The organism is Tsuneonella sp. HG094 (assembly GCF_053819285.1).
This window is the reverse complement of record NZ_JBSORA010000001.1, coordinates 228,837-250,984: the sequence shown is the minus strand read 5'-3', so window position 1 is coordinate 250,984 and position 22,148 is coordinate 228,837. Positions and strand designations below refer to the sequence as shown.

The 22,148-nt window shown below is 66.9% G+C and carries 17 protein-coding genes and 1 tRNA gene; 5 read left to right on the top strand and 13 right to left on the bottom strand.

The window, feature by feature from the left end:
• Positions 1-2: 2 nt before the first annotated feature.
• The gene (locus ACWPMX_RS01220; protein WP_455698230.1) at positions 3-2,657 is read right to left on the bottom strand and encodes a TonB-dependent receptor; all 2,655 of its coding nucleotides are present in this window, start codon (positions 2,655-2,657) and stop codon (positions 3-5) included.
• 251 nt (positions 2,658-2,908) lie between these two features.
• On the opposite strand from ACWPMX_RS01220, the gene typA reads away from it, so the two are divergent.
• The gene (typA, locus tag ACWPMX_RS01215) at positions 2,909-4,738 is read left to right on the top strand and encodes a translational GTPase TypA (protein ID WP_455698229.1); all 1,830 of its coding nucleotides are present in this window, start codon (positions 2,909-2,911) and stop codon (positions 4,736-4,738) included.
• A gap of 110 nt (positions 4,739-4,848) precedes the next feature.
• Here typA and ACWPMX_RS01210 read toward each other — a convergent pair whose 3' ends face one another.
• The gene (locus ACWPMX_RS01210) at positions 4,849-7,686 is read right to left on the bottom strand and encodes a TonB-dependent receptor domain-containing protein (protein WP_455698228.1); all 2,838 of its coding nucleotides are present in this window, start codon (positions 7,684-7,686) and stop codon (positions 4,849-4,851) included.
• Positions 7,687-7,869: 183 nt separating this feature from the next.
• Here ACWPMX_RS01210 and putP point away from each other — a divergent pair, with 183 nt between their 5' ends.
• Both putP and ACWPMX_RS01200 read left to right on the top strand, forming a co-directional pair.
• Positions 7,870-9,312, top strand: a complete 1,443-nt coding sequence (gene putP, locus ACWPMX_RS01205; RefSeq protein WP_455698227.1) for a sodium/proline symporter PutP — start codon at positions 7,870-7,872, stop codon at positions 9,310-9,312.
• Positions 9,313-9,591: 279 nt separating this feature from the next.
• Positions 9,592-10,365 carry an NUDIX hydrolase gene (locus tag ACWPMX_RS01200; RefSeq protein WP_455698226.1) on the top strand — a complete coding sequence of 258 codons (774 nt, stop codon included), beginning with the start codon at positions 9,592-9,594 and terminating at the stop codon, positions 10,363-10,365.
• Between the two features lie 133 nt (positions 10,366-10,498).
• On the opposite strand, the gene ACWPMX_RS01195 is transcribed toward ACWPMX_RS01200, so the two are convergent.
• Both ACWPMX_RS01195 and ACWPMX_RS01190 read right to left on the bottom strand, forming a co-directional pair.
• Positions 10,499-10,897: a PilZ domain-containing protein gene (locus ACWPMX_RS01195; protein WP_455698225.1), complete on the bottom strand. Its 399-nt coding sequence runs from the start codon at positions 10,895-10,897 to the stop codon at positions 10,499-10,501.
• Positions 10,898-11,006: 109 nt separating this feature from the next.
• A tRNA-Arg gene (locus ACWPMX_RS01190) sits at positions 11,007-11,083 on the bottom strand.
• A 92-nt stretch (positions 11,084-11,175) separates the two neighbouring features.
• Here ACWPMX_RS01190 and ACWPMX_RS01185 point away from each other — a divergent pair.
• Positions 11,176-11,910: a queuosine precursor transporter gene (locus tag ACWPMX_RS01185; protein ID WP_455698224.1), complete on the top strand. Its 735-nt coding sequence runs from the start codon at positions 11,176-11,178 to the stop codon at positions 11,908-11,910.
• A 12-nt stretch (positions 11,911-11,922) separates the two neighbouring features.
• Here the strand turns inward: ACWPMX_RS01185 and virB11 are convergent, their stop codons facing one another.
• From virB11 to ACWPMX_RS01140, 9 genes are all read right to left on the bottom strand, one after another.
• Entirely contained in the window at positions 11,923-12,909 is a 987-nt protein-coding gene (virB11, locus tag ACWPMX_RS01180; RefSeq protein ID WP_455698223.1) for a P-type DNA transfer ATPase VirB11, read from the bottom strand.
• Between the two features lie 5 nt (positions 12,910-12,914).
• Positions 12,915-14,009, bottom strand: coding sequence for a TrbI/VirB10 family protein (locus ACWPMX_RS01175; protein ID WP_455698222.1), 1,095 nt, complete (start codon positions 14,007-14,009; stop codon positions 12,915-12,917).
• A gap of 11 nt (positions 14,010-14,020) precedes the next feature.
• A complete protein-coding gene (locus tag ACWPMX_RS01170) occupies positions 14,021-14,818 on the bottom strand; it encodes a TrbG/VirB9 family P-type conjugative transfer protein (RefSeq protein WP_455698221.1) in 798 nt (265 codons plus the stop codon).
• Positions 14,815-15,999 (bottom strand): type IV secretion system protein, encoded by a 1,185-nt coding sequence (locus tag ACWPMX_RS01165; protein WP_455698220.1) that lies wholly within the window; start codon positions 15,997-15,999, stop codon positions 14,815-14,817. Before ACWPMX_RS01165 ends, ACWPMX_RS01170 begins: the two co-directional genes overlap by 4 nt.
• A complete protein-coding gene (locus tag ACWPMX_RS01160; protein WP_455698219.1) occupies positions 15,996-18,428 on the bottom strand; it encodes a VirB4 family type IV secretion/conjugal transfer ATPase in 2,433 nt (810 codons plus the stop codon). The genes ACWPMX_RS01165 and ACWPMX_RS01160 overlap by 4 nt, the downstream gene beginning before the upstream one ends.
• Positions 18,429-18,459: 31 nt before the next feature.
• Positions 18,460-18,744: a type IV secretion system protein VirB3 gene (locus ACWPMX_RS01155; protein ID WP_455698218.1), complete on the bottom strand. Its 285-nt coding sequence runs from the start codon at positions 18,742-18,744 to the stop codon at positions 18,460-18,462.
• 4 nt (positions 18,745-18,748) lie between these two features.
• Positions 18,749-19,048, bottom strand: coding sequence for a TrbC/VirB2 family protein (locus tag ACWPMX_RS01150; protein WP_455698217.1), 300 nt, complete (start codon positions 19,046-19,048; stop codon positions 18,749-18,751).
• A gap of 4 nt (positions 19,049-19,052) precedes the next feature.
• Positions 19,053-19,676 carry a lytic transglycosylase domain-containing protein gene (locus ACWPMX_RS01145; RefSeq protein WP_455698216.1) on the bottom strand — a complete coding sequence of 208 codons (624 nt, stop codon included), beginning with the start codon at positions 19,674-19,676 and terminating at the stop codon, positions 19,053-19,055.
• A gap of 179 nt (positions 19,677-19,855) precedes the next feature.
• Positions 19,856-20,227 carry a hypothetical protein gene (locus ACWPMX_RS01140; protein ID WP_455698215.1) on the bottom strand — a complete coding sequence of 124 codons (372 nt, stop codon included), beginning with the start codon at positions 20,225-20,227 and terminating at the stop codon, positions 19,856-19,858.
• A gap of 302 nt (positions 20,228-20,529) precedes the next feature.
• Between ACWPMX_RS01140 and ACWPMX_RS01135 the strand changes: the two genes are divergently transcribed.
• Positions 20,530-22,122, top strand: coding sequence for a hypothetical protein (locus ACWPMX_RS01135; RefSeq protein WP_455698214.1), 1,593 nt, complete (start codon positions 20,530-20,532; stop codon positions 22,120-22,122).
• Positions 22,123-22,148: the final 26 nt, after the last annotated feature.

Sequence of the window (22,148 nt, the reverse complement as noted above, 5' to 3'; positions counted from 1 at the left end):
GATCAGAACCGGAAGCGCGCCGAGACGCCATAGGTGCGCGGCTGGTTGGTGTAGCCCGAGACGGAACGGTCCTGCGCGGTCGAATCGAAGATGCCGGTGATGTTCCGGTCGTCGAGCAGGTTGCGGCCCCAGACGGTCAGTTCGAGGCCCATCTCCATCGCGTAGGTGAGTGAGGCGTTGAGATTGTTGACCTCGTTGCGGAACGGCCGGGCGGCAGCCAGATTGGCGGCCACGCTGCCGAAACGCGTCAGGCCCTGCGCCACCTGGACCGGCGCCTGGTAGCTGAAATCGCCGCGCGCGATCAGGTGATCGCCGCTGACCAGTTCCTTGTCCCACTGCACCCCGTACACCGCCGAAATCTTTGGAATGTCGACGAGGTCGGCACCCGAGATGTCGCCGAACGGGGAGCGGGTGTAGGTGTCATACTTGGGATCGAGATACGTCATCGCGAGGCTGAATGTCAGCTCGTCGGTCGGCTTGACGTAGCCGTCGAACTCGATGCCGAACGTGGACTGCTTCTCCGCATTGCCGAGCGCGAAGCCGGTGCCGGTGAAGGTGTTGGTCTGGAAGTTCTTGATCGACTGCTTGAACGCGGTGAGGTTGGCCGCGGCGAGGCCCCAGTTACCTTTGAGGCCGACTTCGAACACTTCCGAATTCTCGGCGTTGGCGAAGCGCGATCCGGACGACAGGTTGGTGACCGCGATACCCTGCGAAATCAGGGCGGTGCGATCGATCGCGGTCGGGCGACTGTCGCGCGAGATATTGAAGCTGGGCGCCTTGTAGCCCGTCGACCAGCTGGCATAGGTGTTGAGCGTCGGGGTGATCTCGTAGGCGAGCCGCGCGGTCCAGCTCCAGTCGTCGTCGTTGGTGCGGCACGATTCGACCGCATTCGGGCAGTTCTGGAACGGCGGCAGGAACTGCAGCGCTTGGAACCCGATGAGCGGCGCGGTCTGGTTGTTCACGCCCGCGACGATCGCCGCGAACTGCGTCGGGAAGTTGGTCTGGAAGAACTGAAGTTGCGCCGCGTTGGCAAGCGTACCCGTCGGCAGGCCGAGGAAGCCGCCCACCGTCTGGGCGATGCCTGCCTGGGTAATCAGCGGGATCGCCCCGGGGATATTGACCGCCGAGAACCGGTCGGTGCTGAACGAGTTCGTCACCAGGCTCTTCTTGTCCTTGGTGTAGTTCGCACCCAGCGTAAGAACGAGGCCGTCGACCGGCTCGAAATCGACGTTGCCGAACGCCGAATAGGCGGTGTTCCGCTGCGTCATGTCATTGAAGAAGCCCTGGCCGGCCTGCCAGAATGTGTTGGGCGCCGCCCCGAACGTGCGTTCGATGCTGTTGGCCGTCTGCGTGCCGCCCGTCAGCCCCTGGATGAGCGCGTTGACGTAGCCGCGGAAATCGGCGCCGTAGACGATCTGGTCGGCGCTGGTGGCCTTTTCCTTGAAGAAATAGCCGCCGAGAAGGAAGTTGATCGGTCCGTCGAAGTCGCTCGCGACGCGCAGTTCCTGCGTGAAGGTCTTGAGGTGGACCTGGCCGATGGTGGCACCGGTCGCGAGGCGGGCGCTGCTGAAGTCGACATCCTGGTTGGCGTCGAGCTTGGTGTCGCGATAGGCGGTGATCGAGGTGAGCGTCAGGTTGCCCAGCTCATAGTCGCCCTGACCCGAGATGCCCCAGTTCTTGACCTTGCTGAACGGAACGACGTCCGAATAGACGACGTCGGCCTCGGGCACGCCGTTGAAGTCGTTGACCCGGCCGCCCAGCGACTCGATCGCCAGGGTGGCGCTCGACCGCTGCAGGTTGAAGGCGGCGCAGCACTTTTCGTCGATGCTGTCGTAGTCGCCGATCACACGGAACTTGAACACGTCCGACGGTTCGAACAGGACCTGCCCGCGCGCGAACCAGCGGTTGCGGTTGTTGAGGTCGTCGCCGTTGAACAGGTTGGTGACGTATCCGTCGCGCTTGTTGTAGCCCGCCGCGATCGAGGCGGCGATCGTCTCGGTGACCGGGCCGGTCAGGTAACCCTTGACCACCATCGCGTCGTAGTTGCCGTAGCTCGCCTCGATGCTGCCGCCCAGGTCGAAGGCGGGGGCTTTCGTCACGATCGAGATCACGCCGGCGCTGGCGTTCTTGCCGAACAGCGTGGACTGCGGGCCGCGCAGCACTTCGACGCGCTGAATGTCGGGCAGGTCGCTGATCTGCGAGATCGAACGGCTGCGGTACACGCCGTCGACGAACATCGCGACCGAGGGTTCGAGGCCGATGTTGTTGCCGCTCGTGCCGAAACCGCGGATCGAATAGGTCGTCGCCGACTGGCTCTGGCTCTGGGTGACGCGGAGCGAAGGGACTACGGTGGCAAGGTCGGTCACGTCGCGGATCTGTGCGCGCTCGATCGTCTCGGCAGTGGTCACGCTGACCGCGACAGGCACTTCCTGCAGCGTCTGTTCGCGCTTGGTCGCGGTGACGATGATCTGGTTGCCGGTATCCGAATCGGAGGCGTCGTCGACGTTGTCGCTGTCGCTGTCGCTGTCGGCCTGCGCCTGCGCATCCGACTGCGCGGCATCCTGGGCGTGGGCGAGCGAAGGCAGCGCGAGCACGGCGGCTCCGGCCAGCAGGGTGAATCGGGCCGTGCCGGCGAATCCGGTGCGCGTCTTGATCATGGGTCGTCCTCTCCTACGCTGGGAGAACGACCGCCATTCAAGCGTGCCCCCTCCCACAACTTACACCAGAGTGAATAAACGTCGGAGATTCCGTGCTCAAGCGGCTTTTCGGTTCCCGATCATCGCCGTCCATACTGTGGCCGCGCAGTCACAGTCGCGGCTTGCCGCGCGCCCCCCGGTAAGCTAGGGGCGCGCCGACTTCGCGGCAGCCCCCGCCGCGCCTTCCCCTGCCCCTTGGCAAAGAGACAATCATGAACCTTCGCAACGTGGCCATCATCGCCCACGTCGACCACGGCAAGACTACGCTCGTCGACCAGCTGTTCCGCCAGTCCGGCACTTTCCGCGACAACCAGCGCGTCGAGGAGCGCGCGATGGATTCGAACGACCTCGAAAAAGAGCGCGGGATCACTATCCTTGCCAAGCCGACTTCGGTCGAATGGGCGCCCGAAGGTTCGTCCGAGCACATCCGCATCAACATCGTCGATACGCCCGGCCACGCCGACTTCGGCGGCGAGGTGGAGCGCATCCTGAGCATGGTCGACGGCGTCATCCTGCTGGTCGACAGCTCGGAAGGCGCGATGCCGCAGACCAAGTTCGTGACCGGCAAGGCGCTTGCGCTCGGCCTGCGTCCGATCGTCGTCGTCAACAAGGTCGACCGCCCGGACGAGCGCATCCAGGAAGTGCTCGACGAGGTGTTCGACCTGTTCGTCAGCCTCGATGCCTCGGACGAGCAGCTCGATTTCCCCGTGCTCTACGCCTCGGGCCGCAACGGCTATGCGAGCGAGGACGCCGACCGCCGCGAAGGCACGCTGATCCCGCTGTTCCAGAAGATCGTCGACCACGTGCCCGCGCCCAAGGTCGATGATGGCGGACCGTTCACCTTCCTCGCCACGCTGCTCGACCGCGACAACTTCATGGGCCGCGTGCTCACCGGCCGCGTCTATTCGGGCAGCATCAAGGTCAACGACCCGATCCGCGCGCTCGACATGGACGGCAAGGTGGTCGAGGTCGGCCGCGCGACCAAGCTGCTCGCCTATCGCGGGCTCGACCGCGTGCCGGTCGACAGCGCCAGCGCGGGCGACATCATCGCGCTCGCGGGCCTGGAAAAGACCACGGTCGCCAACACCGTCGCCAGCCCCGACGTGAGCGAGCCGCTCGCCGCGCAGCCGATCGACCCGCCGACGCTGTCGATGCGCTTCGCCGTCAACGACAGCCCGCTCGCGGGCCGCGAAGGCGACAAGGTCACCAGCCGCATGATCCGCGACCGCCTGATGCGCGAAGCGGAAGTCAACGTCGCCATCCGCGTGACCGAAAGCGCCGACAAGGACAGCTTCGAAGTCGCCGGCCGCGGCGAACTGCAACTCGGCGTGCTGATCGAGACGATGCGCCGCGAAGGCTTCGAACTCGGCATCAGCCGCCCGCGCGTGCTCTTCCGCGAAGAGGAGGGCCAGCGCACCGAGCCCTACGAAACCGTCGTGATCGACGTCGACGACGAGCATTCGGGCACGGTCGTGGAGAAGATGCAGCGCCGCAAGGCCGAGCTCACCGAGATGCGCCCGAGCGGCGCGGGCAAGACCCGCATCACCTTCAGCGCGCCCAGCCGCGGCCTCATCGGCTACCACGGCGAATTCCTGTCCGACACGCGCGGCACCGGGATCATGAACCGGTTGTTCGAGAAGTACGACGCCTACAAGGGCCCGATCGAAGGGCGCCCGAACGGCGTGCTGATCTCGAACGCCACCGGCGAGGCGGTCGGCTACGCGCTCAACAGCCTCGAGGAACGCGGCGTGCTGTTCCTGGGCCCGCAGACCAAGCTCTACGAAGGCATGATCATCGGCGAGAACGCGAAGCCCGACGACCTCGAGGTCAACCCGATGAAGTCGAAGCAGCTCACCAACTTCCGCTCGACCGGCAAGGACGATGCCATCCGCCTCACCCCGCCGCGGATCATGACGCTGGAACAGGCGATCGCCTATATCGACGACGACGAGATGGTCGAGGTGACCCCCAAGAGCATCCGCCTGCGCAAGGCGATCCTGGACCCGCACGAGCGGAAGAAGGCGCGGCGCAAGGCCGACTGAGCCAAAACGCCGTCACCCGAATACCGAAAGGGCGCCCCGCACAGGGCGCCCTTTCTGTTGTTGCGAGTCAGCTTGGCGGAGCGACGCCGGGCGCCGCCCCGCCACGCGGATCACATCTTCATGCCCGCGCGCACGTAGAAGTAGCGCCCGGGAACGTCGTGCGCCGACTGTGCGAAGTTGTTCGCCTCGCAGGTCACGCAGCCGGGCGTTGCAACGTCGAACAGGTTGTTCACGCCCAGCGCGAAGCTGAAGTCGTCGTTCTCGCCTACGAGGAAACGCAGCTGGGCGTCGGTGTAGAACACCGATTTCATCACCGTGGCCGTCTCACGCAGCTTGCTGACATAGCGTCCGGTAAGCGTCAGGCCCCAATCGTCGCCATCCCAGTCGATGATTCCGACCGATTTGAACTTGGGGAAAGCCTGCGCCGGCGAACCGACCTGCGTGCCTTCACGGCTCAGCAGTTGCGGCCCGGAAGGCCCTGGCACGATCACGTCGTAGTTCCGCAGGAACGTGTTGTTCCAAGTGAAGCCGAAGCGCCCGATGCCGGTGTCGACCCCGCGATAGGCGAGATTGACGTCCACGCCTTCGGTCCGGATCGCGGCGATGTTCTGCAGGAAGCCCTCCACCTCGATCAGCTCGCCGTTGACACGAGTGACGAGGCCGCAGGTGGCCGCGTCGCCCGTTAGCAGGCAGTTGGTGACCGTGGTTGCGCGCGGGATCGCCTGGATCGCGCCCGCAACCTTGATATCGTACCAGTTGGCCTCGATCGAGAAGCGCGGGATGAACGACGGGCTGAAGACGCCGCCGATGACCCAGCTCTTGCTGGATTCTGGCAAGAGCGCCTCGTTGCCGCCGGTGGTCACCGAAATCTGGGCGTTGGCCTGCTGATAACTGCCATTGGCGGGTACCCCGGCGGCGATGCACGCGGCGCGGATCTGTGCGTTGTTGGAGAACCGCTGCGGCGCCGCGTTGCTTGAGTGCGAGGAACACGGATCGTCGAGCACTTCGTCGAAGCGCGACTGCGATCCGAACAGCTCGCCAATCGACGGAGCACGGAAGCCTTCGGCATAGGTCGCCCGCAGTCGCAGGTCGTTGATCGGCTTCCAGTTGACGCCGCCCTTGAACGTCGTCGTCGAACCCGACGTCGAGTAGTCCGAAATACGAACCGCGCCGTTCAGTTCGAACAGGCGAATGAAAGGAATGTCCGCCAGCAGGGGGGCATTCAATTCGGCATATGCCTCTTTGACGTTGTAGCCGCCGCGGGTCGGCTGCGCCGGAATGTCCGAACTGAAGCCCGCCGAAACGATCGGGTCGGGATCGAACCGGCCCTTGAGGTCGCGGTACTGCGCGCCAAGTGCCAGTCCGAGGGGACCGCCGGGAAGCTGGAACAGCGTACCCGAAACGTTCGCGGTGATGTCGAACTGGCTCTGCTGGCTGCTGTCGTTCTGTTCGAACGTCACGAAGTCGATCATCGGTTGGGTGATCGAACCGAACCCGCCGAACAGGTTGAACGGCACGCACGGTGCGGTGCACCCGGCGATTGGGCCGAGCGCCTGGCGCAGTTTCGACGAATCGATATTGCCGAACATCGTCTGCTCGGCCTTGTTCTTGCCGTACGACGCGTTGACGTCCCAGTACCAGCGGTTGCCGGCAGCGCCGAATTCACCCTCGAGAGTGGCAACCCCGTAGTACGTGTCGACCGACTGCTCGAAACGGCGGGGCCCGCCTTCGAGGAAGCGCCGGAACACCGCGCCGACGTTATTGTTCGAACCGCCCAGATCGACACCGAACGGATTGAACGGATTGGTCGCGCTGACGACGATGTTGCTGAGGACCGGTGTCAGACCCGACGTCGGGCCGAAGCCGAACGGCAGCGGCGCGGCCTGGTTCTTGGACTTGCGCTGGTTGTAGAGGGTCTTGACCGAAAAATTGATCGCGTCCGACACCTCGTAGCGCAAATTGGCGAAAGCCCCCATACGCTCGAGCGGCACCTGGAGGTAGTTGAACGGCTGGAAATTGAACCGGTCGGACGGACTGCTGAAGGCGCGGAAATCGGCCGGGGTCGGGCGGCGGCCGATGACGGGCGCGATCAGCGTGGCGTTGCCGCCGACGAAGATCGATCCGGTGTAGCGGCCGTTGGGCGTGAAGCTGGAACAGGTCGCCTCACACGCCGTGGTGTAGGGTTCGGGGAATGCCGACAGCGCCCGCGTGCCGGAGAAAACCGGACGCTGGTTGATGTAGCTGCCCCCGACGACGATTTCGAGCGGACCGTCGGTTCCGTTACCCCAGCTCAGCTGATAGTTCTGGGTGACGCCATCGCCCTGCTCGTAACCTCCGATCTGGGCCGACCCCAAGAACCCAGCCTGGCTGCGTTTCGTGATGATGTTGACAACACCCGCGATCGCATCCGAGCCGTAAATAGCCGATGCGCCGTCCTGCAGCACTTCCACCCGCTCGATCGAGCTTTCGGGAATCGAGTTGAGGTCGGTGGAACCCGGCACGCCGCTCGCCGAAGCGCCGTTCACGAAGCGCAGACCGTCCACCAGAACGAGCACGCGCCGCGAGCCGAGATAGCGCAAATCGATCTCGGCCGAGCCGGCACCGACACCGCCGCCGTCGGGAGGATTGCCGAGGTTGCCCGAGTTGTTGAATTTGGAATTGAGCCCGCCACCGGAGCTCGGCAGCCGTTGCAGGACATCGTTGACGGAGTTGAGGCCGGTCTTGGCGATATCATCCTGGTCCACGAACACGACCGGCGCGTCCTGGTCGAGGGGGTCGCGGCGAATGCGCGAACCGGTGACCACAATGGCTTCGCCGCTCTCGGTGGCCGTCGCCGCATCGGCGGGCGGCAGCGTGCTCTGCGCGAAAGCCGGGACAGTGTACGCACCGACGGACAGCGCCGTCGCCGCACAGCCGAGCCGGGCGATCTGCTTATAATAATGTTTCATTGGACCTCTCCCTGCCAATTCAAACTGCGTCGAGAGAGCCACAAAAGATCATACCTGAACAGCCGTCAGCCAAAGCGGTCGCAACAATCGGTGCCGACGTTGCAAATTCGTTACAGTTGCGACGTTCGCTGGTGCGGCCGCCCCGCTTCCCACGCCCCGCCCGGGCCGCTAAGCCCTCGCCCCATGCAGACAGGCGTCCTCATCTCGCTCGGCCTCTACTTTGCGGCCATGCTCGGCATCGGCATCTATGCCTGGCGCAAGACCGCCGCGGACAGCGAGGGGTACCTCCTCGCCGGGCGCGACCTGTCGCCTTCGGTGACGGCGCTTTCGGCGGGAGCCTCCGACATGTCGGGGTGGTTGCTGCTGGGCCTGCCGGGCGCGCTCTATGCGAGCGGGCTGGTCGAGGCGTGGATCGGTATCGGGCTGACCGTGGGCGCGCTCGTCAACTGGATCGTCGTCGCCCCGCGCCTGCGCCGCCAGACCGAGGCGCTGGGCGATGCGCTGACGATCCCCGAGTTCCTCGGCAACCGCTTCCCCGACAAGGCCGCGCTGCTGCGCCTGACGAGCGCGGTGATCGTGGTGGTGTTCTTCACCGTCTACACCGCGGCGGGCATGGTCGGCGGCGGCAAGCTGTTCGTGATGGCGTTCGGCGGCGGCTACATGACCGGCATCTGGATCACCGCCGGGGTGGTGATCGCCTATACCACGATCGGCGGCTTCCTCGCGGTGAGCCTGACCGACTTCGTGCAAGGCGTGATCATGTTCGCCGCGCTCGTCATCATGCCGCTGGTGGTGGTGCTGGGCAGCGGCGTCGACGTGACGGCGGTGCCCCAGGAGGGGTTCCTGAGCCTCACCCACGGGCTGACCGCAGTGGGATGGCTCTCGGCGGTGACGTGGGGGCTCGGCTATTTCGGGCAGCCGCACATCATCGTGCGCTTCATGGCGATCCGCTCGGCCGACGAAATGCCCGTCGCACGCAACATCGCAATGGTGTGGATGGCGGTGTGCCTCGCGGGCGCGGTCAGCGTCGGGCTGGCGGGCCGCGCCTATGTCGAGCAGAACGGGATCGCGCTCGCCGATCCGGAGACGATCTTCATCCTGCTCGCCAATGCACTGTTCCACCCGCTGGTGACGGGCTTCCTCTACGCCGCGCTGCTGGCCGCGATCATGAGCACGATCAGCTCGCAGCTGCTCGTCTCGTCGTCCTCGCTGACCGAGGATTTCTACCGCCTCGTCCTGCGCAAGCAGGCGGGCGAGCGCGAAGCGGTCATGGTCGGGCGTCTGAGCGTGCTGCTGGTGGCGGTCATGGGCATCGCGATCGCCGCCGACCCGGAGAGCGAGGTGCTCGGCCTGGTCGCACACGCGTGGGCCGGCTTCGGCGCGGCGTTCGGGCCGCTGATCGTGCTCGCGCTCACCTGGCCGCGGATGACCGGCGCGGGCGCGGTGGCGGGACTGGTGACGGGCGCGGCGGTGGTGATCGCGTGGATCGCGCTCGGCTTCGACCAGGCGCTCTTCGGCGGGCCGGGGGTCTACGAGATCATTCCGGGCTTTATCGCCGCATGGCTCGCGATCGTGCTGGTGAGCAAAGCGACGGCGACCGCGCCAACCACCGAACCGACCGCATAAACAAATACCCGTCCGGCTGGGTAGGCCGGACGGGATTTGGGTTTGGGTTCGGTTGATCGGGGAGGCCGGATCGGGAGACCAGTGATCCCGCCTCGTAGAAGACCGTTGGGGTATCGGTTTATTTGCACGGACCGTGCCAAACCAAACGAGCCACGCATTTCCGCCGCTTTCGATGGTTAATCGATTTAACCTGACGCGCACCATGTAAGGTTTTCCGACAGGTCGCCCCGCGGAATTCGGTCTTGGCAAGCAACCGGTCCGTCTCCACAGTCCCATGCGATGAGCGACACTCCGCCGAACTCCATCCCCGCCGCCACGGTCATCGTATTCCGCAACGATCCCGATGGGGGCCCGCCGCAGATCCTGATGGTGACGCGGGACCGCGCGATGACGTTCGCCGGCGGCATGGCCGTGTTCCCAGGCGGGCGGGTCGATCCGGAAGACTACGCGCTCGCCGATGTCATCGCGCACGGGCTGGACCGTGCGGAGGCCGCCAACCGCATCGCCGCGGTGCGCGAGACGCTCGAGGAAACCGGCCTCGTCATCGGCATTCGCGAAGCGGTCTCGGCCAGCGATGCGATCGCTGCGCGTAGCCGCCTGCTGGCGGACGGACACCTTTCCGGAACGCTCGAGGCGATGGGCTGGACGCTGGACCTCGCCGCCGTCGTCCCCTTCGCGCGCTGGCACCCACGGAACGAGCGCCTGCCGCGCGTATTCGACACGCGGTTCTACCTCGCCGACCTCGGCACGGGTGCGGTCGATCTCGAGATCGACGGCAGCGAGAACACGCACCTGTTCTGGATCAGCGCCGCGGGTGCGCTGGAAGCGGCCGAGCGCGGCGAGCTGTCGGTCATCTTCCCGACCCGCCGGAACCTCGAACGCCTCGCCCAGTTCGCCTCGTTCGAAGAAGCACGCGCGCAGGCCGAAACGATACCGGTGCGCGAGATCACCCCGTGGGTCGAGGAACGCGGCGGCGATCGCTGGCTGACGATCCCCGGCGACACCGGCTACCCGGTCTGCGAAGAACGCCTCGACCGCGCAATGCGGCAGTAGGCTGGCGCGCCCGGCAGGACTGTCGGCGAAGCATGGGTCGCAACCAACGCCGAAAGCGCAAAGCTGGAGCCTGGCCGGCAGGTCGAAATCTGCCGCCGGACGTAGTGGCTGCGCTGATCGGCCCGGAACTGAGCTAGTTGTCTATCGATCGCTCCAGCCGCCGCAGTCCGCGTAACCAATGCGGCGCGCCCTGCGACTGATCGGGATATTCGTACTCGTCGGGAGGTTGGGTGGTGACCGTCGCGGTCTGATCGTTGAGACCGATATCCGCAGCGGTTTCATCATCCAAAGCTGAGTCGAACGCGACACCGCATGAAAGGGTGTCCACACGAAGAACCCTGCCGGTTACGACCCGCCCACTACCAAGATCGATATGGCATGTCGTTCCGACCTGAACCGGGACCCAATGCTTGAATGCGAGCCTGCAACCCGTTGTCGATAGGTCGCGAATTACGGCTTTTTCCGGAGTGGCTGGGACGCGACAGATCGTCGCGATCTGAGTTCGCGTGCGGTCATTGCTCCGGCGCTCCATACCACGCTCCTGCACAATAGATGGCCGGAGCTACCACTGTTGCGTTAAACACGAGTTATCGAGATTGATCTGCAACCAGACGGTGGTGACGGGCACGACACTGATCTATTGGCGCGCCCGGCAGGACTCGAACCTGCAACTCCAAGCTTAGAAGGCTCGTGCTCTATCCAGTTGAACTACGGGCGCGCGCTGGCCGCGCATAGCGTGCTTTTCCCGCCGCACAAATCGCGATAACCGGTTCTCATGGGGGTTTCCGGGGCCATGGGGGATTTCGGCGCATGAGCGATATCGCACGGATCGAGGGGGACGCCGCTGCGCCGCGGCATTTCCGGTATTACGACCTCGTCATGGCGGCGTTCGTCGCCATCCTGCTGCTGTCGAACGTGATCGGCGCGTCGAAGCCGAGCTTCGTGACGCTGCCGGGCGGGACCGAATGGTCGTTCGGCGCGGGCGTGCTGTTCTTCCCGATCAGCTACATCATCGGCGACGTGCTGACCGAGGTGTACGGCTATGCCCGCGCGCGGCGGGTGATCTGGACCGGGTTCGCCGCGCTCGCCTTCATGGCGTTCATGGCGTGGGTGGTGGTCAGGTTGCCGCCCGCCGCGGGATGGCCGGGGCAGGAAGCGTACGAGTTCGTGTTCGGCAATTCGTGGCGGATCGTGCTCGCCTCGATGACCGCGTTCTGGGCGGGCGAGTTTGCCAACAGCTTCGTGCTCGCCAAGCTCAAGGTCTGGACCGAGGGGCGGCACCTGTGGCTGCGGACGATCGGGTCGACCTTCGTGGGACAGGGGCTCGACAGCCTGATCTTCTACCCGCTGGCGTTCTACGGCATCGCCGGGTGGCCGCCCGAGCAGCTGATGCAGGTCGTCCTGTCGCAGTGGGCGATCAAGACCGCGTGGGAAGTGGTGCTGACGCCGGTGACCTATGCCGTGGTCGGCTTCCTCAAGCGGCGCGAAGGGGTCGAGGTGTTCGACCATGCGACCAACTTCTCGCCCTTCGGCAAGGCGGCCTGAACCGCCGAACCGTCAGACGAGGCTGGCGCTCTCCGCGATCGCGGTGATGCCGCGCTTGCCGTTCTCGCGGCCGAGTTGGACGATCACGTCGATCACCCCTGCGGCATAGGCGATCGTGTCGCTGCGGGTGAGGCCGATGCCCGTCTGCATCACCATCAACGACAACTGTTCGAGCGCGCCGCGCAAGGAATTGGCGTGGATGGTCGAGAAGCTGCCCGGGTGGCCGGTGTTGATCGCGCGCAGGAAGCTGACGCTCTCCGCGCCGCGCAATTCGCCGAGCACGATCCGGTCGGGTCGCAACCGCAATGCCGCCTGCAGCAGTTCGTTGGCGGTCACCTTCGCTTCGCCCAGTTCGCCCTTCACCGCGACGAGGCCGACGCCGTTCTCGCCCGGCAGGCGGAGTTCGGGGGTGTCCTCGACCAGGATGACGCGCTCGCCCTTGGGGATTTCTCCCAGCATGGCGTTGAGGAAGGTCGTCTTGCCGGTGCTGGTGCCACCCGAAATCAGGATCGTGCGGCGCTGGCGGATCGCCTCGCGCAGGAAGGCGATCGGCTGCGCCTGCGCATCGGGCATGTCGGGGCGATGCTCGCCGCCGAGCGGACCCGAGTCGTAGGCGTCGAGCGGCAGGTCGAGGCGGCGGTGGCGGCGGATGGCCATCGCCCAGTGCCGCCGCGCGGCGGGCGGGCCGCAGAACTGGACGCGCGCGCCGTCGGGCAAAGTCGCGCCGAGCAGCGGGTGTTCGCGGTTGATGCCCTGGTGGCTGACGCGCGCGACCTGTTCGGCCAGTCGTTGGACGAGACGGTCGTCGATCTCGGGCGCCTCGATCCGCTGCATCCCGGGATGCGCGGCATCCTCGATCCACACCTCGCCGGGGCGGTTGACGAGGATCTCGGTGATCGTGTCGACGTCGAGCCAGCGCTGGAACGGCGCGAGGTAGGCGTCGAGATAGACGCTGCGCTCGCCGCCGGCTCCGGTCGGCAGAGGGTGGACGTCGGCCATTCGGCTTACTTGACCGCCGAGAAGTCCAGGTCGCGCGCGGTGAACACGCGGATCGGCTCGCCCGCGCGCACGCGCACGGTGGGACCGATCTGGCCGTCCTGCTGCGCCGCGGTCTGCGCCGCGCTGGCGCCGCCGCCGAGGATCACCGACGCGCCGCCGGTGGCGAGCCCGCCGATCACCGACAGCAGCATCGAGGAGCCGAAGCGCTTGAAGAAGTGGCTGTTGACCTGGCCTGCAAGTCCCGTCGTGCCGTCGAAGCCGACCGCGGGCGAAGCGAGGTTGACCGAGGCACCATCGGGCCGGATCAGCCGCGTCCAGATCACGTAGGCGCGCTTCTGCCCGCCCTGCAGGCCCGACTGGTACTGGCCGATCAGGCGGCTGGAGCGCGGGACGAGCACGCGGGTGCCGTCGAAGCTGCGCACGTCCTGGCTCACCACCGCGCGCACGAAGCCGGGCACGTCGGTGTTGATCGCGGTCTCGAGCACGGCGGGGATCAGCGTGCCTTGCGTGACCGTGGTCTGCGGATTGACCATCGCGCTCGCCCGCGCCGGAGCGCCGCCGACGCCGCCGACCTTGCTCGCGAAATCGCTCGCGTTGCCCGCGCCGGTCGCGGCCTCGCCCGGCTGTCCCGGAGCGGCCTGGCCGAGCCCGCCGCCGATATTGCCCGCGTCGAACACGACGGTGGGATTGGCATAGGGATTGGCTCGCGGGCCGACCGCCTGGGTCGGCATCGAGGCGAGGACCGGCTGCGGCGCGGGGTCGGCGCGCGGTACGCCCGGTGCGGGCTGCACCGGAACCGGCGCCACGTTGGTCACGGCCTGCGGCGGCACCGCGGGCGCCTGCTGGACCGCCTGCGGATTGCCCACGCCTTCGCGCTGCTGGGTGCGCGCGGAGTTCATGCTCCACAACGTGATCGCGCCGATCAGGCCGATGAAGGCGACCCCGGCGGCAAGGCCGAGACCGTCGGACTTGCCCTTGCGCTGGGTGACCGCGGGAAAGGCGTTGCGGCTGGCGAGATCGATGATCTCGGCGCTTTCGCCTTCGCGCGGGTCGTGGTCGTTGGCGGTGTGGTTGCCCGCATTCTTGGCGGGTAGGCGCATGGCGAGACGCATTATCGGTGCTCCCCTGGAACGGTCATGTCGGAACGGGCGAGCGAGGCCTGCGGACTGGCGGGCGTCACGGTGGGCCGGACGGGCCCGGCGTTGAGCAGCGTGGCGGCCTGCTTGCCCGAACGCAGCACGATCTCGCGCGGGACGCCGTCGACCACAATCACGTCGCCGCGCACGGTGAAGTTGACTGGCCCCTCGGTGCCCTTCTCGTCCTTGATCAGGATCGCCGGGACCGGGCTGCCCGCGGGCCAGGCAAGGAATGTCGCGCTGCCGTCGTCATAGGTGCGCGCGGGCAGCAGCTTGCGATCGCCGGTGCCGTTCCACGCGAAGTTGAGTTCGGCCGGATCGGTGACCACGGGCGGGCTTTCCGCCGCGGCGAGTTCCTCGGCGGTCGGCGCGCCGGGACCCGCCATCGCGGGCGTCGCGGCCTTGGGCTCCTCGGGATAGGTGAATTTCAGGACGTAGAGCGGCTTCGCCGAACCCGATGCGACGAGGTCGAACAGGTAGGTCCGGCGGTCGGTGACCACGGTCATGTTGGTCGACGCGGTCGCGGCGAGTGGCTTCACGAACAGCAGGTTCGCGCGCTTGTTCGGGGTGACCTGCCACGCCTCGCTGTCGCCGATGGCGACGTTCTCGATATGCTCGTCCTCGGCGAACTGGATCGTCGCCTGGACTTTGGTCTTGCCCTCGATGCGGACGACCTTGCCCGCGTCGTAGAACTTCTCGACGATGCGGGTGTCCTGCGCGGACACGGCGGCCGAGGTGACCATGAGGGCGAGCACGAGGCTGGCGCGGATCATTTCATCTTCTCCGATAAACGCGGCGGCGGAGCGCGGAAGCGGCTGCCGATCCCCCGTGCGCGCGTCGAACCCGGCATGGCGGCACTTGCCTGACCGGGGGCTGAAGCGACGGTGTTGGTGATCACCCGCGTATTGCGGCCACCGCCCGCACCCGCCATTCCGGCGTCGTTCGCGGCGGGCGCGGTGGCAAAGGCGGCGACGGGAATGCGCCGGTCGCTCGCGGGCGAGGAAGCGGCGGAGGCCGCATTGGCGGTCGCGGCGGGAACCACCGTGGTCGCGGCCACCGTCGAGGTGCCCCCCTCGCTGCGCTCGCCCTTCTCGGGCACCAGGCCGAACACGCGCCAGCCGGCGACCATCGTCCCGGCGACCTTGAGCACCAGCACCATCAGCGCCATGTGCACCGCGCCGACGACGAAGAAGCCCATCGCCGCCTGCGGATCGACCTGCCCTGGCGTCGCCACCAGCGCCGACAGGATCGGCACCGCGAGTTCGAGCATCACGCTGCCGCCGAGCACCGCGAACAGCGGCACCAGCGCGAGCATGACCAGCCCCTTGAGCCAGCCGGTGAACAGGCCGCGCGTGCCGTTGAACAGCGCCATGACGACGAAGATCGGCCCGATCGCGACGAGCACCGCAAGCGCGATGCGCGCGGTCACCAGCACGCCCACGGTGCCAAGCAGGAGGAGCATCGCGCCGAGCCACATCATCCCCTCGGGCGAGAACGCACCGATGTTCTTGTTCTCCGCGGTGGGCGGAGAGGCCTGCTGCAACGCTTGGAACACCACGTCGATCTTCTGCGCGAAGACCTGCGTCGCGCTTTCCCGCGCGCTGCCGGTAATCACCCCGGCGATCCAGTCGGGTCCGCCGACCGCCAGGTTCCAGACCAGCGTGCTGTATGCGATCCAGCTCGTCACCAGCGTGAGCACGAGGCCGATCGTCATCATGCGCGGAGTGACCGAGCGCACCGACAGGCTCGCGCGGCCGAGCATCAGGTTGATCCCGAACCACGCGATGACCAGCGTGAGCAGGATGGTGAGGACGGTGACCATCGCCCCGCCTGGGGCGAACAGGCGCCCGAACGATGCGGCCATCGCCTCGTTCGCAACGCAGTCGACCGCCTGCAGCGCCGCGGCGACGCCGTTGCCGACTCCCTGCGTGACCTGGTCGCAGGCGGCACTCATTCGGCAGCGAGGCGGAAGGGCACGACGGCCTCCCCACCTTCCTCGATAGTCGTACCGCCGGGCCAGCCGTGGCCGGTGAGCGCGGGGAACCAGTCGGCGGGATTGTCGCCCACCGCCTCGCGCAGCAGGTCGAGGCGGCGCACGGTGCTCTCGCGGCCCGAAAGCACAGCGAGCACTTCGGGCGCGCCCGAGAGGTCGAGCCGCACGACGACGCTCGCATCGGGCTGGCGAATCAGGAACGCGCGGCTGTGCGCGGGCAGGCTGCGGATCAGCGCAAGCTCGTGCGTGGTGAGGCCGAACCCGTCGCAGTAGTCCTCGGACCGAGCGCGAGCGTTGGGCATGAACACCATCGTCGCGGTCTGTTCGACCAGCGCGGTGGCGATGCGGCTTTCGAGCGCATCGCGGGCCGACTGCGTGGCGAACCCGACCAGCGCGTTGCGTTTCCGCAGGGTCTTGAGCCAATCGCGGATGCGCGCGGCGAACACCTCGTCGTCGAGCGCCTTCCAGCCCTCGTCGATCAGGATCATCGTCGGCTTGCCGTCGAGCCGCTCCTCGATGCGGTGGAACAAGTACATCATCGTCGGCGTGCGCAGCCGCGGGTTTTCGAGCAGCGCGGTCATGTCGAAGCCGAGCACCCGCTGCGTGAGGTCGAGCTGGTCGCGCTCGTTGTCGAACAGCCACGAGTTCTCGCCACCCGCAATCCACGCGCTCAGCCGGTCGGCAAGGTCGCCCGGCTGCGGACGCTTGGCACCCGACAGCAGTTCGCGGAAGTGGCGCAGGCGGCGCAGCGAAGCGTCGTTGGCGTAGGCCGCGTCGACCGCGCCCGCGATCGTCGCCAGTTCCTCAGGGCCCTCTGCCTTGAGCAGCACGCCGAGCCAGTCGCGCAGGAACGCGCGGTTGCCGGGGCTGTCGGGCAGCGCCAGCGGGTTGAAGCCGGTCGGCTCGCCGCTGGCGATCCGGTCGTAGCGCCCGCCTATGCCGCGGATGAACAGCTCCGCGCCGCGGTCCTTGTCGAACAGGATCGTGCGGGGGCTGAACTTCTGCGCCTGCGCGGCGAGGAAATTCATCACCACCGTCTTGCCCGAACCCGACGGGCCGATAACGGTGAAGTTGCCGAGGTCGCCGGTATGGAAATTGAAGAAGAAGGGCGTCTGGCTGGTGGTCTGCAGCAGCGTCACCGCGTCGCCCCAGTGGTTGCCCTCGGCCTGGCCGAGCGCCATGCCGTGCAGGCTGCCGAAGCTCGCCATGTTGGCGCTTGAGATCATCGCGCGGCGGGCGATGTAGGCTTCGTTGCCCGGGAACTGCGACCAGAACGCGGGTTCGAGGTTGGTATCCTCGCGCACCACGATGGCGCCGGTATCGGCGAGCGCGGCGGCGCACGAGGCGGTCGCCTCGTCGAGGTCGGCGAGGCTGCGCTCGCGCACCAGAACCGTCAGGTGATGGTCGCCGAAGCCCACCGCGCCGTTGCCCAGCGCGTCACGCGCGGCGAGCATGTCGTGCCGCTCGGCCATCGCTTCCTCGTCGGCCGACTTGAGACGTCGAATCGCGAGGTCCATCCGCTCGCGCGCGGTGGTGCGCTCGGACGGGGCATAGCTTTCGCTGACGACCATCTCGTAGGGCTGGCGCAGTAGTGCATCGAGCAGGCCCGGGCTGGTCGCCTCGGGGTAATCCTTGAGGCTGAGGATCGCGGCGAAGTCCGGCTCGCCGCTCCCGCGCAGTTCCATCGCGTCGAGCCCGAAGCTCGCCCGGCGATAGGGGAGCATCTGGCCGATGTCGGTCTCGTCCGCCGGACGGCGCACGGGGCGCATCTCGCCGTTGTAGAGCGCGGAGAGGAGCTCGAGGATCTCGTTGTTGGTCGCGCCACTCGGCCCGGTGTAATCGCCCAGCAGTGCCGCGCCGTAGGCCTGCAGCGAAGCGACGAGGCCGGTTGCCGCCGCCTTCAGCGCGCGCACGTCCTTGGGGTCGGCGTCGATATCGCGCTGACCTTTACGGCTCCACAGCTTGGCGGCCTTTTCCGCGAGCCCCGCCTTGCCCCGCGCAGGACGCCGGATGAGCGTGACGAACTGGTCGTTGACGAACAGCGAGCCGCTGCCGAGCCGCTCCTTCCAGCGGCGGTCGATGTGCGCCGACAGGGCATCGGGAAACTCGGCCTCGATCTCGATCTGTACCCGCCGCCGGACGACGTGGTGGTACATCACGAACCGCGCATCGAGCGTGGAGCGCAGCATCACCTCGCGCGTGGCGGCATGGTGGTTGAGCGCGTCGGAATCCTCGGTCTCGAACAGCAGCCCGGGCACCTGCAGCGCCATCAGCACGCTGCCGTCGCGCAGCAGCGCGGTGTTGCCGTCGATCAGGCGCGCATAGGGCAGCCGGTCGCCCGCGCGCGCTTCTTTCGCGCTCCACGCGGCGGCCCCGAGCCACTTAGTCATGCCATTTGCTCATGTCGCCGTCTCCTTCTCGTCAGGCGGCGTAGCTGTTGCAGCCCCAGCGCTTCCAGTTGGGTACGCGGGGACACTTGCTGACCTTGGTCAGCCACAGGTCGAAAATGCGCGGTTCGCGCAGGCAGGCGAAATAGCCGACGGCGTGCAGCACGATCGGGATCGGCACGATCCAGAAGCTCTTGAAGATCAGGAACAGTTCGGACGACACGAACAGCCACACGATGATGAAATAGTTCAGCGTCACCCCGGCGAACATCTGCGGTCGGGTCAGCGCGCGATGGACGGGATGGCGGACCAGTTCCATCGCCTCAGGCTCCCGCCGCCGCGCCCTGGATGCCGGCGACGATGCTCGCGGCGCCGAACAGGATGAACACGCCGATGATCACGGTCGCGCCGAAGCGCCAGTTGAGGCGGCCGGTCAGCATCATGAAGCCGATCGCGGCCACCGCCATTACCGCGATCGCGGTGGCGACGTTGCCCAGCAGCGTCCCCTGCAGCCAGCCCAGCGCGGCGACGATCGGGCCGGAACCGGCGGGATCGGCCTGCGCGAACGCGGCGCTCGGCGAAGCGAGCAGGGCAATCGGAAACAGGTGAATCAAGCGCTTCATCGAACTACTTTTTCTCTCGTGAATGATCTGACAGCCGGCCCATGATCGCGGCCACGTATCCTTGCGTTTCGCGGATGCGCGGGATGCCGCCCGCGGCGATAACACGCCCCGGTCCGGCATTGTAGGCCGCAAGCGCCTTTTCGATATTGCCGTCGAAGCGGTCCATCTGCTCGCGCAGATAGCGCGCCCCGCCTTCCAGGTTGGCGAACGGATCGTCGGGGTTCACGCCCAGATAGCGCGCGGTGCCCGGCATCAGCTGGGCCAGGCCGCGCGCACCGACCGGCGAGCGGGCGGCGGCGTTCCAGCGGCTTTCCTGCCAGACCAGCGCCTCGATCAGCGTGGGCGAGAGGTCGAACCGCTGGGCAAGCTCGGCCACCTTGGCGGCGTAGAGCCCGGGCACCACGCCCGCCTGCATCGCCGCATCGGCGATCGCGTACGGCGGCACGGCAAGATCGGCCGACAGCTCGACCAGTTCGGCATCGGCAAGCAGGTCTTCGGCAGGGGCAGATGCGGGCGCAATCGCCCGCGCGCCGGAAATCCAGCGCGGACCGGCGGGTCCGATCTCCATCACGTCGGCGTGTGCGGGTGCCGCGGCGCCGATCAGCGCCAACGCGGTCAAACCACCCATCCGGCCAAGAATCACTGCGACAAACCCTCCGTCCAGAGGCCCGTGCCTACACTAAGTGACAGCGGAGTGACAGATTCCTGAACCGGGATCGGCAAATGATCGGATAACCATCGGCCCGCCGGATGGTCCGACGGGCCGGTAAGGCTGCTTCGAGTTCGCTGTTTGTTATGTGCGACCGGTCAGCGGCGCGCGGTGCGCACCGAGCCCGCATTCCGAAGGGCGCCGCTGTCGAGCGCGGCAAGAGCCTTGAGCGCGAGCGTGCGGCTGTCGACCCACGCCCCGCCGGCAGTTTCCAGTTCGTAGCGCTGGGTCATCGAAGCGGCGCGTGCGAACAGGCGGCGCGCTTCCGCCTCGTCACCCTGGCGGGCGTGGGCGATACCGAGATTGATGAGGCCCGCCGGGTGCCCGTCCCCTTCGGCACCTGTCGCGTCCATCTGCGCGATCGCCGCTGCGTTCCTGCCGCTGCGAAGATCGTCGTAAGCCACGTCGACCTGCTCGACCTGCGGAACGGGTGCGATCACGAGGATCGAAGCGGCAAGGATCAACGACATCTTTCTCTCCCCGGCTCGGATGGCCTGTGCGAGTATAATCCGCTTCGCGCGAACGAAATGCAACAGAACTGAAACATTGTCATGGAGTTGTAACATTGGCGCGCCGACGGGCCGATCGAGCGATTCCTTCGGAGGACGACCGCCGTTCCCTTTACTTGCGACGATAATGTATAGTTTACGTCATAATTCAGTCATGTTTGAATCACGACGAAACTGCAAACAAACTGTCACCTCCCCCGACTAGTTGCCGAGTCGCGGCGACCAAGTCTCGCCAGTTTCCGCGACATGAGGGGAATTCAATCGTGAAGAAGTTTCAGGGTCTGGTTCTTGCCGGATGCAGTGCGCTCGCTCTCGCTGGCTGCGGTGCCGACGATGTCGTCGCACCCGGCGGCCCGATCATCGTGAACCCGGCGCCGACGCCGACCCCCACCCCGACGAGCATTCCGGGCGGCTCCGTAACCGCTGCCGCATCGTGCACCCCCGGCACCACCGACGGCGGCACGGTCGCCCTTCAGAACGGCCGCGGCACGATCCGCAACTGCGTCGTCCCGACCCAGATCAGCGGCACCCTGACGCTGGGCGGACGCCGCGCCGACGGCATCATGTACTCGATCAGCGGCCGCACCGACGTGGGCCGCGACATCGACCTGACCGGCGGCGCCGCCGCCACGCTGAACGTGCTGCCGGGCGTGACCGTGTTCGCCGCCACGCGCGAAACGACGCTGGTCGTCAACCGCGGTTCGCGCCTCAACGCCGACGGCACGCAGGCCCAGCCGATCATCTTCACCGCGCTCGCCAACCTCACCGGCTCGGGCATGACCGAGGCGACCGACAACCTGTGGGGCGGCCTCATCATCAACGGCCGCGCGCCGGTGTCCGACTGCGACCCGACCGTGTCCACCTCCACTACCGGCGGCGCCGCGGGCTGCTGGCGCAAGGCCGAGGGCGTGTCGCAGGACACGCTGTTCGGCGGCAACGTCTCGAACGACAGCTCGGGCACCCTGCGCTACGTCCAGGTGAACTTCACCGGCGTCGGTTCGGGCGGCAGCGAGATCCAGGGCATCACCACCGGCGGCGTCGGTTCGGGCACCGTGATGAGCTACCTGCAGATCCACAACAGCCTCGACGACGGTATCGAATCGTTCGGCGGCACGCAGAACATGGATCACCTGGTGATGACCGGCATCGCCGACGATTCGCTCGACACCGACAACGGCTACATCGGGGCGGTCCAGTTCCTGTTCGCCGCGCGCCGCGCCAACGGCACCGTGGGCGACACGATCGGCGGCCAGAACATGCTCGAGATCGACAGCTCGGCGGCCAACGACGCCGCGCCGCGCCAGTACCTCAAGCTCGCCAACTTCACGCTGCTCCAGACCACGCCCAACGAGCCGGCGATCCGCCTGCGCGGCGGTGCGGACGTCGACTTCGTGAACGGCGTGGTCGTTGCCCGGGTGGGCGGCGCGCAGGGCTGCCTCGACGTCGACAACGGCGAGACGGTACAGGCGGCCGGCACCTACAACGGCACCCCCGATCGCGGTCCGCCGCGGTTCCTTTCGGTGGTGTTCGACTGCCAGGTGCTGATCGATGCCGACAGCGACACGTTCGAGGATACATCGCTGAACAACGCGGCCAACTCCAACGTCAACCGCGCCTTCACCAACACGCTCCAGTTCCTCACCGGATCGACCGTGGGCCGGGTGGCTAACGGGGCGAACGAGGCCGCTGTCGTCGCCGCGTCGAACCTCGGTTCGATCAGCAGCTACTTCACGCAGGTCAACTACATCGGCGCGTTCAGCGGGCCGAGCGACACCTGGACGCGCGACTGGACCTGCAACAGCGACGTCGCCGACCTGCGCGGCGCGCTCGCCTGCATCGACATCCGCGTCTTCTGATCAATGCCTTGCGGACGGGGAGGCTG

What these genes read in the sequence shown, in the direction of transcription:
- ACWPMX_RS01165 (WP_455698220.1), bottom strand. Translation starts at nt 15,999, where the DNA reads ATGAGTGCCGCCTGCGACCAGGTCACGCAGGGAGTCGGCAACGGCGTC.
- ACWPMX_RS01175 (WP_455698222.1), bottom strand. Translation starts at nt 14,009, where the DNA reads ATGCGCCTACCCGCCAAGAATGCGGGCAACCACACCGCCAACGACCAC.
- putP (WP_455698227.1), top strand. Translation starts at nt 7,870, where the DNA reads ATGCAGACAGGCGTCCTCATCTCGCTCGGCCTCTACTTTGCGGCCATG.
- typA (WP_455698229.1), top strand. Translation starts at nt 2,909, where the DNA reads ATGAACCTTCGCAACGTGGCCATCATCGCCCACGTCGACCACGGCAAG.
- ACWPMX_RS01170 (WP_455698221.1), bottom strand. Translation starts at nt 14,818, where the DNA reads ATGATCCGCGCCAGCCTCGTGCTCGCCCTCATGGTCACCTCGGCCGCC.
- ACWPMX_RS01210 (WP_455698228.1), bottom strand. Translation starts at nt 7,686, where the DNA reads ATGAAACATTATTATAAGCAGATCGCCCGGCTCGGCTGTGCGGCGACG.
- ACWPMX_RS01155 (WP_455698218.1), bottom strand. Translation starts at nt 18,744, where the DNA reads ATGGAACTGGTCCGCCATCCCGTCCATCGCGCGCTGACCCGACCGCAG.
- ACWPMX_RS01220 (WP_455698230.1), bottom strand. Translation starts at nt 2,657, where the DNA reads ATGATCAAGACGCGCACCGGATTCGCCGGCACGGCCCGATTCACCCTG.
- virB11 (WP_455698223.1), bottom strand. Translation starts at nt 12,909, where the DNA reads ATGGCCGACGTCCACCCTCTGCCGACCGGAGCCGGCGGCGAGCGCAGC.
- ACWPMX_RS01185 (WP_455698224.1), top strand. Translation starts at nt 11,176, where the DNA reads ATGAGCGATATCGCACGGATCGAGGGGGACGCCGCTGCGCCGCGGCAT.
- ACWPMX_RS01160 (WP_455698219.1), bottom strand. Translation starts at nt 18,428, where the DNA reads ATGACTAAGTGGCTCGGGGCCGCCGCGTGGAGCGCGAAAGAAGCGCGC.
- ACWPMX_RS01200 (WP_455698226.1), top strand. Translation starts at nt 9,592, where the DNA reads ATGAGCGACACTCCGCCGAACTCCATCCCCGCCGCCACGGTCATCGTA.
- ACWPMX_RS01140 (WP_455698215.1), bottom strand. Translation starts at nt 20,227, where the DNA reads ATGTCGTTGATCCTTGCCGCTTCGATCCTCGTGATCGCACCCGTTCCG.
- ACWPMX_RS01150 (WP_455698217.1), bottom strand. Translation starts at nt 19,048, where the DNA reads ATGAAGCGCTTGATTCACCTGTTTCCGATTGCCCTGCTCGCTTCGCCG.
- ACWPMX_RS01145 (WP_455698216.1), bottom strand. Translation starts at nt 19,676, where the DNA reads ATGGGTGGTTTGACCGCGTTGGCGCTGATCGGCGCCGCGGCACCCGCA.
- ACWPMX_RS01195 (WP_455698225.1), bottom strand. Translation starts at nt 10,897, where the DNA reads ATGGAGCGCCGGAGCAATGACCGCACGCGAACTCAGATCGCGACGATC.